This window comes from Halomonas sp. M1, assembly GCF_029581375.1.
In the GTDB taxonomy this organism is placed as follows: Bacteria; Pseudomonadota; Gammaproteobacteria; order Pseudomonadales; family Halomonadaceae; genus Vreelandella.
This window is the reverse complement of the sequence record NZ_CP121119.1, coordinates 1,556,375-1,568,932: the sequence shown is the minus strand read 5'-3', so window position 1 is coordinate 1,568,932 and position 12,558 is coordinate 1,556,375. Positions and strand designations below refer to the sequence as shown.

The window sequence follows — 12,558 nt, the reverse complement described above, 5'->3', positions numbered from 1 at the left end:
GGTGTTGAGATGACTAAGTGCTTATTTAAGAAGTTTTTTTTATTTTTTTTCGTTTTGTTTATCAACGGCGCTCAGGCCATAGAGGCACCCGCTGGCAGGGTTATGCTTGAGGTAACGGGAAACATTACTCACACGAATGTGGGAGATGAAGCGCATTTCGATAAAGCCATGTTAGAGGCGCTGACACAGCGCACTACGCACACTAATACGCCGTGGCATGATGGCGTTGTCAGTTTTGAAGGACCGCTAGGCCGAGCTATTTTAGAAGCGGTGGGTGCGAAAGGTGCACAGCTGAGAGTTATTGCTCTAAATGATTACGCCTCAACGGTGCCGGTCAGTGATTTTTATGACCATGAGGTTATTCTGGCGATGAGTGCAGACGGTCAGCCACTCAGAATCCGAGATCATGGGCCGCTGTTTATTATTTACCCCTTTGATGAAACCCCTTCGCTGCTAAACGAAGAGATAATGACGCGCTCGGTTTGGCAGGTTAAGCGTATCCAAGTCCAGTAGTCATTAAGTTGTTCATTATAAATCGCTAGCCGGGTGTGCGCGATGTTTCCTATCTTGCAGCACTATTTTTCTCGTAGGGCCCGGGTTGCTACCTTTTCAGCAATCTTGTTTTTTCTGTCGGCCATTATTACCGGAGCGACTATTTTTCAACGCCAACATGCTATTGAGAATAGGCTGCTAGAAAACTTGGTTTGGTCAGGGTATCAGTTTGACAGAGAAGTAAGAGAGTTTCACCTTACACTGGTTAATATGCAGGTGGGTAGCGCCACAGTGGATGATTTGTTGCTGCGGTTTGAGATTTTATATAGTCGAAAAGTGCTCTTTCAGCGAGGTGATATTTACTTGGCTGTCTCTAAGATAAAAGGAGTTAACGAGCTAGTCGATAAAACTTCGGCTATTATCGATAGTGTCGATGCCATTTTACACCCCTTGTGGGATGATCCAGAGGCCATCAGTAATGAAATGATTGTTAAAGCATTAGGTGAAATAGCCGATTTGCAGCGTTATACGGGTAATATTTTAATTGATACAAATGCAAATGTTGCGAGGCTACGTACATTAGAACGTAATAAGATGACCCAGTTGTATGGGCTTGCGTTAATTATTTTGCTGGCATTAACCCTGTCTGGAATCCTTTTGGTGCGAGCCTTAATTCGTGAAGGTAAAATAAGCCACCGAAAAGCACTAGCCCTAGAAGAAAAGAGCCAAGAGCTGAAAGAGACGGCCAAGCGTGCTGAAATTGCCAGCCAAGCTAAATCTGAATTTATGGCAGTCATGAGTCACGAAATTCGCACGCCGCTTAATGGTGTGGTTGGTATGGCGGATCTATTAAGTGAAGAGGTGAAAACGCCTAAAGCTCATGCGTATCTTTCCGCGCTAAAGCGAAGCGCAGATAGTTTGCGTAGCGTTATTAACGATGTGTTGGATTATACTAAAATTGAAAGTGGGTGCTTGGACTTAGAAAACCGACCATTTGATATCAGAGAATGTATAGAAACGTTATGCACAGGTTATGTGCTGCAGGAGGAAAATAGCTGTATTGAGTTTACTTACGTTATTGACCCTACACTGCCACGCTTTTTTATTGGTGACGCAGCGCGTCTTCGCCAGGTCTTAATGAACCTGATTAACAATGCTTTAAAGTTTACCGATAGTGGCTCTGTGACATGCCATGTGGCCCCTCTGGACGAAAATAAGCTGTTAATAGAAGTGCATGACACTGGCTGCGGTATCTCGGACGCTGACCAAGAAAGGCTTTTTTCGGCGTTTTCCCAGGTAGATGCTTCAATCTCGCGGCGGCACGAAGGCACAGGACTGGGCCTTGTGATCTGCAAACGTTTAATAGAGGCCATGCATGGAAAGATCGGTGTGACAAGCGAGGTAGGTGTCGGCAGCTGCTTCTGGTGTGTAATACCTATGGCAAATGTGTCAGAAAATGACGTTTTTCCGCATCGTGAGCCGTTAGTTCAGCCTGCATCTGCCCATCATGTTTTGGTTGTTGAAGATAACGCTATTAATCAAACGGTGGCGAGAGTAATGCTAGAGCAGTTGGGGCAACACGTCACGATTACGGACAATGGTCAGTCGGCCTTAAACTATCTTCAAGCGTTTTATTCATCGATTGATATCGTTTTAATGGATATGCAAATGCCAATCTTGGATGGCCCCGAGACCACGCAACGTTGGCGAGAATTTGAAGCTGAGAATGCACTACCAAGGATGCCGATTGTTGCGATGACAGCAAACGTTATGCCAGAGCATCGAGCGAGGTGCCTTGAAGTCGGTATGGACGGTATGATTACTAAACCATTTACGCGAGAAGAGCTGAACCATTTATTAAATCGTTTTACAACGGTTTCCATTAGCAAGGAGATGGAAGGGCCAAACAACTGTTTGCTACAAGATGTGTCAGCGCAAACAGAGGAGACAGCGTGTGTGCTGGATGTGAACGTATGTGACGAGCTACAAGAAACTTTTGATCCGGCGGCATTGCGTACGTTGATTAGTGCTTTTTTGAACCGTCTAGAAGAGCGCTTATTACGCTTGCGTGGCGCTTGTCTATCAAAAGATCACGATGCTTTATGTATAGAAGCACATTCGCTAAAGGGAGCGGCAGCATCGTTAGGCTGTACTGCTATTGCATTGCGTGCAGAGGCTTTGGAAAATAGCTCTCCTCTAGAAAAAAATGATCAGTTAATGACGCTGATTGATCAGCTGGAGTTATTGTCAAATGAAACAAGACAGGCTTTTATAAACAATGGTATGTGTTAGTTGTTAGTATGTGCTAATTAGAGTATATGGTTTTTGATTGATAGCGTTTGATAGTAGTATTGTTAAATTTTACTATTTTTATAGTACTGTCTTCTTGATTCTTCTGTAGAGTGTTGATGGAGCAATGCCTAATGACTTTGCTGCAGCATCAATACAGCCTTTGTGTTCAGCTATCGTTGATTCAAAAATGTGGTTTTCTAACTCTTTTAATGTTTTTCCAGATGTTTTAATAATGCCGATAGGAGTAATGTCTGATTCTATATTTTTTTGAGTATTTTTGGATATTGGTCCTAGGGCTAGATGCGTGTCGTGTAACTCCATCCCTTGGTAAAGAATAGCAGCACGCCTAAGTATGTTCTCAAGCTCTCTAACATTGCCTGGCCAGCTATATGCTTTCAAAGAGTTAACGGCATTAATGCTAAGCTTGCAAGCAAGTGTATGCTCTTCCAGGGCGATTTTGGATAATAGTCTTTGTGCAAGCGCTACCACATCGTTATCGCGATCGCGTAACGGAGGGAGCTCAATACTCAGTACGTTCAGCCGGTAGTAGAGGTCTTCCCGGAATTCGCCCTGGGCAACTGCCTCAGCGAGGTTACGATGGCAGGCGCTAACAATACGGCAGTCAACGTGAATGGGCTGCGTGCTTCCAACAGGTAAAATAGTGCCTGTCTGTAATGTTCTTAATAGCTTAGCTTGAAAAGCAAGCGGCATATCGCCTATTTCGTCAAGAAAAAGTGTGCCCCCATTAGCTGCTTCGAAAAAACCTTTCTGATCCCTTGTCGCGCCACTAAAAGCGCCTTTAATGTGTCCAAATATCATCGATTCAATCAGAGATTCTGGAAAAGTGGCACAGTTAACCGCAACGAACGGTCCTTTTGACCGGGCGCTGCAATAATGAATACTGCGCGCTGCAAGCTCTTTTCCAGTACCGCTCTCACCATGCAGCCAGAGAGGCGCATTGGATAATGCCAATAAAGGGATTTTTTGGCGTAAGTGGTGCATTACGCTGCTATCGCCGAGCAATAATGCTTCGGGAGAGGCATCTTCAATCTCGGCATCTAGTTGCTGCTGTTCAAGTTTTGTAATAAGCCTTGCCGTCCAATCGACCAGCGCTTTACACCCCATCGGTTTTACAAGCCGAACAACTTCACCGCATGACGTATTCTGGGCAGTCAGTTCATTTGCAGAAATGATCATACACACGATGGGGTGGTCAAGGTCACGGCAGGTGAGCATAACGTCTATGCCGGTCATGTCTGGTAATTGATAATCTAAAATAACCGCTGCTGGCCCCTGGTGTGCTAGTAAAACCGACACCGCATCGCAACCGGTTCTAGCAACTTTGACGTTCCGAAAGTGCGGAGCCAGTATCGCTTGGTAGAGAGCTGCGGTGTCTTCGTCGTCTTCGACAATGAGTACAAGACATGATTTTTCTAGGTTTTTCTCTTTTTTAAATGCCTGAGAGCTGACTGCTTTTTCGACCGTTTCTCGGTTTTTTTGCGAAGTTGTAAGAGCGCCCATAGCGATAATCCTCAGCCGTGCCAACCGGTAAATGTTTACCTTACTCAAAGCATACCAGCTATTTTAGGCTCAGAATTTTTGTGACATTTTTTAACAAAAGCTATACATGGGGAGCCGGAGAGATAATTTTTTATATTATTCTGCGGTGCTCTCTTCTAACAGTACCAGGCCACTGCTCCCGCTTTCCATGTCTAAAAAATTGCTTATTTTAGATAGAGACTTAGCTTCTGCCTGATTAGTTTGGTGGTTTTCCGTCATGATCAATCCTTCGGCCCCATCGCCTAACGTCATTTCAATTTGCTGCCAGTTGCCAACAGCAATTGAGGTTGATGAATTAATAATAACGACGCCACCTGATAAGTCACCAGTAGTTGGGTCTAAGCGCCCAGCGGCAGGGCTATCTTGATTTGACGTGGGCATGGCGCTATTACGCTCACGTGCCTGCCTCCAGCGTGCTTCTTGAAGTAATAGCGAACTCTGCACATTAGCGCGGTCTGGATAATCATAGGGGAATGGCCCCATTAAGGGGTCTCGTTCCCTAGCGTCTAATGGAGTGCTACATGCCATTACTATCAGCAGGCCTGTGCCAAGTATTGCTGTGGTACGCGCCTTTTTTTGCACAGGGATTAATTGACAGACGTGCATGATGTTATCTCCTTGGCGCCCATACGCTGTATGGGCGCCTTCGATAGCGTTTACTTTCAGAAGTTGCCGTCCACTTTGACGGATAGGTTATTACCCACAGAGGTAGCGGAAGAAGAGACAGAGGGCACGGAGCTACCTGCCATACCATTGATGCCGCTAAAGAGCACCGCATCCACAGTCGACGTGCTGGTGACAAGAGCCACCGACAGTTGTTCGTTGTTAGCAATTGCAAAAGCATCTTGATCTGAGGTGGTGGTAAGGTCGAGAGTTAAGTTATTTCCTACGCCCGTGGCCGCACTATCGACCGTTAGGTTGGTGGCACCTATTACCGAGGAGGTCGCTAAAATAGCGCCCGGTACAAGGGCTGAGGTGATGAGGGGATCCACGCTCAGTCCGACTCCCGCATACAGCTGGCTACTATCTGTTTGCATCGACACATCAGACTCGATGGCAGCGTTGTTACCTACCGCGGTGGCCACGCTTTCAATCGATCCTAAATCGTCAATCGTATTACCACTGATGATGGGAACGATTAAATTGTCGACGGCTGTGACTAAACTGGTGGAGGTCATTGTTCCGAACCCCACTTGATCATTCTCAGTCTGCGTTAAGCCGGCGGGTGTGACATTTATATCCGAGAGTGCGGAAGTGTCCACCGTGCTGTTGACAGTTGCATCCCACACCCAGGTGACTGAATCGAAAGCCAGTGCTGTCGATACAGAGGTAATACCTGCAAACGCGATAGCAACAGAAAGTGCAGTTTTGTTTAAGGTTTTCATGACGGCATCCTTTTAATAAGCCGCTGGATAATGCCCGTCTGCCACTTGACACTCATCGGTGTCAGCGATTGGCAGTCCGAGACCGTCCGTCAGGATCTGGTAGGCAGCCATTTCCACGACGGATCGAACACCAAGTTGAAGAGGCTCATTCCTCACCGACCCGGCGTCGAATTCAACAAGCTGATTGTCAAAGAAGCGATAAACACCGGCTTCTACTTGGTTACCGACAATCTGCTTTTGTAAACTTGTGACATACACTGTTTGGAAGGTATTGGCGTCAATAACGCGTAAATCTAAACCAACGTTAATCACCGCTTCGCGAGTGCCTCCGCCTGCTAAACCGACGAACAGCCGGGCACCTTGAGTAAGAATGTTATAATTAAGCTCTGTAAGTGCACCTAAGATGACAAAATTAACGGGCTGGACATTGAGCGGTGCCGTAGATATTTGCATTGCTCCGGCATCTTGAAGCTGACGCTCAGCCAGAGGAATGCGAATGTCTAGGCGCTCCGCCAGTCTCACTTTGCGTGTTTTATAAAGAGCACTTATCAGCATTTCTGATACGCCTTGCGTTAATATCGGGCTATCAGTAATAGTCGAGTAGCTTACTTGACCAGTCCGATCTAAAATTTGGCCTACACTAACAACCGGCATGTTGGTACCTGGCTGTTGGCTTAGCTCATTGAGGCACCGGCTATAGGGAGTGTGATTGGTCATTACTGGAGAACCTTCCCTAGGCCTTACCGGATCAGTGCCGATAGAGGCACAGCCGCTGATTGAAGCACTAAGCGCGATGGCGGCGGTAAGTTTTTGAATTGATGGGAAGTTCATTGTCCACTCCTCCTGTTATTAACTATTAGATAGCAGGAGGAGTGCCATATTGTTATTTTTTTAAATAAAACAGAGGGTTGTCTTTTTACTTTAGATTATTGAGAAAGTGATGAGATACGACTGTTGCTTTTTGCCATTACTTTTCTTGCATATTGCAAGTTTTTGGCTTTTTGAGAATTTTAAAAGGAGGGGTTGTCAAAACCTATGGTAGAAATTAATTTTTTATAAAACTGATAACATAGTTAAAAATAACAGCGAAATGTTCGCTGTTATTATTTTATAAATATAAGAGGCGAAGCTAGACTGTTTTTTTGATGCTTAAGAGTCGCCGCTGGTCTAGTGAATAGGTTTTATCTATACCCTTCAGCCTGTAAGTGAAAGAGGGATGCATAGCGCCCGTTGTCTTCTAACAGCGATTCATGGGTGCCTTGTTCTATAATGTGTCCTTGGTCAATCACCACGATATGCTCAGCACTACGTACGGTGGAAAAACGGTGGGAAATCAGAATCGTCATTTTGTCACGACTGTGTTCCCGAAAACGGGCGAATACTTCCGCTTCTGCGGCGGCATCCATGGCGGCAGTGGGTTCATCTAACACTAAAATATCGGCATTTTTACGCATATAAGCGCGTGAAAGCGCTACCTTTTGCCACTGGCCGCCTGACAGCTCTTGACCATTTTTAAACCAGCGCCCTAGCTGGGTTTGATAGCCACTGGGCATACGGGTGATAAATTCATCCGCCATGCCATTGTGCGCCGCCTGTTGCCAGCGCTGTTCGTCCTCAAACGCTTGGGTATCGCCCACGCCGAGGTTTTCGCCCACGGTTAGTTGGTAGCGCACAAAATCCTGGAAAATGACCCCGACCCGTTCCCGCAATGCCTGAGTATCCCAGGATTTTAAGTCGCTACCATCTAACAGAATCCGCCCCTTAGTTGGGTGGTAAAGCCGCGTTAACAGCTTAATCAACGTTGTTTTGCCCGAGCCGTTTTCTCCCACTAACGCCAGGCTGCTTCCCGGCATCAAATGAAGCGAAATATCGTGTAGCACTTCACCACCACCAGGATACGAGAAGCTGACGTGCTCAAAGCGCAGCCCGTCACCCGGGGCAACGCCCTGGGTGAGATGGCCTTCTTCAACGTCGGTGGGATGCTCAAGGTATTCATAAAGATTGGATAGGTACAGGTTATCTTCATACATGCCGCTGATGGCGGTCAGGCTGGCTGATAAAGCGCCTTGCCCCTGTTTGAAAACCATCAGATACATGGTCATTTGACCAAGGGTGAGGGCCCCTACAATGGTTTCTACCACCACCCAGCCGTATGCGGCATAAAAGGTGAGTGTGCCAAGCAGGCCAAGGATAAACCCCCAGCTTTCTCGACGCAGTGTTAGCAGGCGCTCTTCAACAAACAGTCGGTTGAAGATGTCTCGGTAACGTTGCAAAAACAAGGGTTCTAAGCCGAAGAGCTTTACCTCTTTGATACTGTCTTCCCGAGCCAGCACTGTTTCTAAATACATCTGCATGCGAGCTTGGGGCGAACGCCAGCGAAATAGCCGAAACGCATCGCCGGAAAATTTCGCTTCTGAAAGAAACACCGGCAGCGCGCCAGCAACTAAAATAAGCAGCGCCCAGGGGGAAAACTGCACCAGTAAAAAACCAAAGCTTGCCAGCGAAATGGCGTTCTGTAGCAGCCCAAAGGTTTTATTGACTAAGGCAAGCGGGCGGGTAGAGGCTTCCCGGCGGGCGCGGGTCAGTTTGTCGTAAAGCTCTGAGTCTTCAAACTGTCCAAGCGAGAGCGTGCCTGCTTTTTCTAAAATCATTACGTTGACTTTGTTGCCTAGCATGGCCCGCAGCAGCGACTGCTGGGCCGATAGCCCACGCTGGGCCAGGGCGATCAGCGCAATAATCAGCCCCTCAAGGGCCACTAAGCCCAGCACCGGTGTCAATGTCTCCAGGAGGCTGGGTGAACTCGCGGCTTGGTAGCTCTCCATTGCTGCCACCACGCCATCCACAATCAGCTGGCCGACCCACGCTGCCACCGCAGGCAGCACACCCGCCACTAAGGTGCAGAGTGCTAAGCCCAGCATCATCCAGCGGGAAGTTTCCCAAACAAGGGTAAGCGCGCTGCGGCTATAGCGGAAAACGCTAAAGAAGCCGCTGAAGGGGGAGTGGGGCGGAGAAGGTGATGGTGGCGGTGTCATTGATCAGCAACATTAAAAAAGAGGCTGCTATGATGCGGTGCTTTGGCGTTGATAGCCAGCCTACTGCCCGCCGCATTTACGCTGCGTAGCAGTAGGCGTGAAGCGTTAAAGCGGCAGTGCAGCGCCGTCGGTGCGTGGCTCGGTACCGCCTTGCAGTACGCCCGTTTTAGGGTCGCGCAGAATGATTTGGCCTCGGCCGAAGCTGATCGAATCCGCCACCTTAACAATCTTGTGGCCGCGGCGTGCGAGGGCCAAGGCGAGGTGGTTAGGGAAGTCGGCTTCAACCTCAACGGTTTTGCCAGTCGTCCATTTCCAACGCGGCATATCCAGTGCAGCCTGTGGGTTGAGCTGATCCTCAATCATCGCAGTGACCACCTGCACTTGGCCCTGGGGCTGCATGTAGCCGCCCATCACACCAAAGGGCCCAACAGCTTGGTTATCTTTAGTGATAAAGCCCGGGATAATGGTGTGATAGGTACGTTTGCCAGGTGCCAATGCGTTGGTGTGTTCCGGGTCAAGCGAGAACGACCAGCCTCGGTTTTGCAGGCTAATCCCGGTGCCGGCCACCACCATGCCGGAACCAAAGCCTTTAAAATTACTTTGGATAAACGACACCATATTGCCTTCGTCGTCGGCGGTGGCGAGATAGACCGTGCCGCCTTGCAGGGGATTGCCGTGTGCTGGGTCAACGGCCTGTTCGCCAATCAGCGCGGCGCGTGCTTTCAGGTAGCGATCATCCAGCATTTGCTCGGTGGTGGGCGCCATCTCGCTGCGCTCGGTAATATGTTTGAAGCCATCCATGTAGGCCAACTTAGTGGCTTCAATACGTCGGTGCAGGGTTTCAACGGCATCGTCTGGGCACGGGTCTAACCGTTCCAGCATGCCGAGTGCCTGCAGCACGATCATGCCGCTGCCGTTGGGTGGTATTTCCCAAATATCGTGACCTTTATAGCGCACGCTGATGGGCTCAACCCACTCGGGCTGGTAAGCGGCTAAATCCTCTTTACGAATTAAACCGCCATGCTCGCGGGAGAACGCATCGATCGCCTCCGCCAGCTCGCCCTTATAAAAGGCCTCTGCTTTGGTTTCTGCAATGGCTTTTAAGCTGTTGGCATGGCCGGGAGAGGACCATAGCTCGCCGGGTCGCGGGGCATGGCCGTTGGGAGCGAAGGTATCAAACCAGGGCTTAAATGCGGCATCTGGGTAAGCGGAGTAGGTATGGCAGGCTTCTTCCCACATTTGGTGAATCACGGGCGTTACGGCAAAGCCTTCTTCTGCTAGGGCGATAGCCGGGGCGAGCAATTCGGCAAACGGCAGCTTGCCAAAGCGTTCAGAGAGTGCCGCCCAGGCCGCGGGAGCACCGGGCACGGTGACCGGCAGCATGCCATGGTTAGGTATAGCATCATGCCCGAGGGCTTTAAGTGCTTCAATCGACGCCGCTTGCGGGGCAGGGCCGCTGGCGTTAAGGCCATGCAGTTTACCGTCTACCCAAACAATAGCGAAGGCGTCGCTGCCAATGCCATTGGACGTTGGCTCGACGACCGTCAGCGCAGCTGCCGTGGCGATGGCGGCATCAATCGCATTGCCGCCTTCCTGCAGAATACCTATGCCCACTTGGGCGGCTAATGGCTGCGATGTGGCCACCATGCCGCGCTTGCCAAATGTTGCCATACGGCGGGAGGCGCTAGGGTAGTAAAGTGCATCGTGTTGCATACCAGATTCCTTTTAAGTCGTTAGTTCAGTTCAGCGTTATGGGCATGGGCATCTCAAGCGTTCTCTTGTTGAGCCGCTGTTTTTGCATGTTGTATCTTTCGGTCTTGATAGAGAGAGAAGATGACCGAGGCGACGGCTAACGCTAAGAAAAGCGCTGATAGTGGCCGTGTTAAGAAGGTGAGCCAACTATCGTTAAGCTCCAGGGCGCGAAATAACTGGCGCTCAAGATTGTTGCCAAGCACCACACCCAGTATCAGCGGCGTTAGCGGTACTTCCGCTTTCCACAGCAGGTAACCAATAATCCCGAAGATAAATAGCACCCAAATATCGAACAGATTGTTATTCAGCGCATAGGCGCCAATCGCGCATAGCATGAGCACGACGGGAACGAGAATCTGCTGTGGAATGAGCGATATTTTGGCAAACCAACGCACTAGCAACAGGTTGCAGAGCACCATGACCACTGCGCCGATCAGCAGGCTGGCGTAGATAGCACCTACCAGTACGGGGTTTTGTTCAAACATCATTGGCCCTGGCGTAATGCCGTGCAGGATGAGTACCCCCATCATGATGGCCATCGGCAAATCCCCCGGTATCCCTAACGCCAGGGTGGGAACAAAGGCGCCACCGGCAACGGCACTATTAGATGCTTCCGAAGCCACGAGACCGCTTGGAGTGCCTTTGCCAAACTCTTCCGGATGCTTAGAGAATTTTTTGGCTTGGTCGTAGCTTAAAAAGTTAGCCACCGTACCGCCCGTGCCAGGTAACGCGCCGACTAAGCTGCCGATTAAGGCAGAGCGCAACGTATTAAGCTTTTGCCCTGCCATATCTTTCATAATACGGCCATAGGGAATCATTACGTTGGTATCGATATTTTTAGCGTCGCTACCGCCATCCTTGAGCTTTTCAATATTGCCAAGCAGTTGGGAGAAGGCAAAGATGCCGATCATGACAGGCAGAATTTCAAAGCCTGACCCCAGGGCCGGAATGCCAAAATCAAACCGTAAGTTGCTATTTCGGTCGTAGCCCACGGTGGTAATCAACAAGCCCAACGCCGCTGCGAGTAAGCCTTTTAGTAATGCGCCGTTTGAAAGCCCGGCCACAAGGGTTAACGCAAATACGATGAGCGCAGTGATTTCCCAAGGGCGAAAATTCATACTGAAACTGGCAATTAACGGGCCGAAAAAGACCAGCACTGCGACGCTAATCAGGGTGCCTAAAAACGAGGCGACAACACCAATACCGAGTGCGCGCCCAGGTTCGCCCTTTTGTGCCATGGGGTAGCCGTCATACACGGTGGTAATGGAAGAGGGTGTGCCGGGTATCCCAAGCATTACGCCCGACACAATGCCACCTGAATAGCCACCCACGAACACGCCGACCATCAATGAAACGCCGCTTACCGGGTCCATCGCAAAAGTGAATGGAAAGACCACCAGAATGGCCATGGTGACGGTAAAGCCAGGAATGCTACCGCCGATGATTCCGAACAACACCCCGATCACGATCAAACCCAAAACCGATGGCGTGCCGACCTCAGCGAGGGCTTGGAGGAAAAAATTAGTCATTATTTACTCCATAGGTTAAGGCAGCCAGACGTTCAGGCCATGGCGGAAAATGACAAAAATAACCAACGTCAGCGTAAAACTGAGCGTGAGGTTGATGACCCACTTACGTCGTGTATTTATGCCCATGAGAAGTGCAAGCGAAGCGACTAAGAAGCCTATCGTCGCCACGATGTAGCCCACCAAAGGGAGTAAAGCTGCATAAAGCCCAAACAGGAAAAAGATAGCAACGATGATGCGTCGCTTCTGAAACCACTCTTGGAGCAGCTGCTTTGTACCTGCCCGCTCGGGCACTTTCACCAGCAGTGATCGCACTAGGATAGTGAGGGACAGCAGCCCAATGAGTACTAGCAAAATACGAGGGAAAAGCGCTGATCCATACGGTTGCCAACTGGTAGGTGGGCGGATATCGCCCGACTCAATCCACATGACAGCCACAATCAGGAGCAGCGCCAGCGCCAGGGCGCGGTCTTTCGTTAGCGTCAGCATTTGTGATGCCTCCGGCATCTCTAGCCCACG

The 12,558-nt window shown here is 49.5% G+C and carries 10 protein-coding genes; 2 read left to right on the top strand and 8 right to left on the bottom strand.

Annotated elements, in window-relative coordinates; translation table 11 throughout:
* The first annotated feature begins 9 nt into the window (after positions 1-9).
* The gene (locus P8S54_RS07075; RefSeq protein ID WP_281443822.1) at positions 10-513 is read left to right on the top strand and encodes a molybdopterin-dependent oxidoreductase; all 504 of its coding nucleotides are present in this window, start codon (positions 10-12) and stop codon (positions 511-513) included.
* A 42-nt stretch (positions 514-555) separates the two neighbouring features.
* On the top strand, positions 556-2,784 hold the full coding sequence (locus P8S54_RS07070) for an ATP-binding protein (RefSeq protein ID WP_281443821.1): 2,229 nt from the start codon (positions 556-558) through the stop codon (positions 2,782-2,784).
* 78 nt (positions 2,785-2,862) lie between these two features.
* Here the strand turns inward: P8S54_RS07070 and P8S54_RS07065 are convergent, their stop codons facing one another.
* The 8 genes from P8S54_RS07065 to P8S54_RS07030 form a co-directional block, all read right to left on the bottom strand.
* Positions 2,863-4,305 (bottom strand): sigma-54 dependent transcriptional regulator, encoded by a 1,443-nt coding sequence (locus P8S54_RS07065; protein WP_281443820.1) that lies wholly within the window; start codon positions 4,303-4,305, stop codon positions 2,863-2,865.
* A gap of 135 nt (positions 4,306-4,440) precedes the next feature.
* Positions 4,441-4,950 (bottom strand): hypothetical protein, encoded by a 510-nt coding sequence (locus P8S54_RS07060; protein WP_281443819.1) that lies wholly within the window; start codon positions 4,948-4,950, stop codon positions 4,441-4,443.
* Between the two features lie 56 nt (positions 4,951-5,006).
* A complete protein-coding gene (locus tag P8S54_RS07055; protein WP_281443818.1) occupies positions 5,007-5,729 on the bottom strand; it encodes a hypothetical protein in 723 nt (240 codons plus the stop codon).
* A 12-nt stretch (positions 5,730-5,741) separates the two neighbouring features.
* Positions 5,742-6,560 carry a CsgG/HfaB family protein gene (locus P8S54_RS07050; RefSeq protein ID WP_281443817.1) on the bottom strand — a complete coding sequence of 273 codons (819 nt, stop codon included), beginning with the start codon at positions 6,558-6,560 and terminating at the stop codon, positions 5,742-5,744.
* Between the two features lie 350 nt (positions 6,561-6,910).
* Positions 6,911-8,761 (bottom strand): ABC transporter ATP-binding protein, encoded by a 1,851-nt coding sequence (locus tag P8S54_RS07045; protein WP_281443816.1) that lies wholly within the window; start codon positions 8,759-8,761, stop codon positions 6,911-6,913.
* 105 nt (positions 8,762-8,866) lie between these two features.
* Positions 8,867-10,474, bottom strand: coding sequence for a gamma-glutamyltransferase family protein (locus tag P8S54_RS07040; RefSeq protein WP_281443815.1), 1,608 nt, complete (start codon positions 10,472-10,474; stop codon positions 8,867-8,869).
* Between the two features lie 53 nt (positions 10,475-10,527).
* On the bottom strand, positions 10,528-12,042 hold the full coding sequence (locus P8S54_RS07035; RefSeq protein WP_281443814.1) for a tripartite tricarboxylate transporter permease: 1,515 nt from the start codon (positions 12,040-12,042) through the stop codon (positions 10,528-10,530).
* A gap of 15 nt (positions 12,043-12,057) precedes the next feature.
* On the bottom strand, positions 12,058-12,528 hold the full coding sequence (locus P8S54_RS07030) for a tripartite tricarboxylate transporter TctB family protein (RefSeq protein WP_281443813.1): 471 nt from the start codon (positions 12,526-12,528) through the stop codon (positions 12,058-12,060).
* Positions 12,529-12,558 lie beyond the last annotated feature (30 nt).

Coding starts and splice junctions, on each gene's coding strand:
- P8S54_RS07065 (WP_281443820.1), bottom strand. CDS start 4,305: ATGGGCGCTCTTACAACTTCGCAAAAAAACCGAGAAACGGTCGAAAAA.
- P8S54_RS07055 (WP_281443818.1), bottom strand. CDS start 5,729: ATGAAAACCTTAAACAAAACTGCACTTTCTGTTGCTATCGCGTTTGCA.
- P8S54_RS07070 (WP_281443821.1), top strand. CDS start 556: ATGTTTCCTATCTTGCAGCACTATTTTTCTCGTAGGGCCCGGGTTGCT.
- P8S54_RS07045 (WP_281443816.1), bottom strand. CDS start 8,761: ATGACACCGCCACCATCACCTTCTCCGCCCCACTCCCCCTTCAGCGGC.
- P8S54_RS07030 (WP_281443813.1), bottom strand. CDS start 12,528: ATGCTGACGCTAACGAAAGACCGCGCCCTGGCGCTGGCGCTGCTCCTG.
- P8S54_RS07050 (WP_281443817.1), bottom strand. CDS start 6,560: ATGAACTTCCCATCAATTCAAAAACTTACCGCCGCCATCGCGCTTAGT.
- P8S54_RS07040 (WP_281443815.1), bottom strand. CDS start 10,474: ATGCAACACGATGCACTTTACTACCCTAGCGCCTCCCGCCGTATGGCA.
- P8S54_RS07035 (WP_281443814.1), bottom strand. CDS start 12,042: ATGACTAATTTTTTCCTCCAAGCCCTCGCTGAGGTCGGCACGCCATCG.
- P8S54_RS07060 (WP_281443819.1), bottom strand. CDS start 4,950: ATGCACGTCTGTCAATTAATCCCTGTGCAAAAAAAGGCGCGTACCACA.
- P8S54_RS07075 (WP_281443822.1), top strand. CDS start 10: ATGACTAAGTGCTTATTTAAGAAGTTTTTTTTATTTTTTTTCGTTTTG.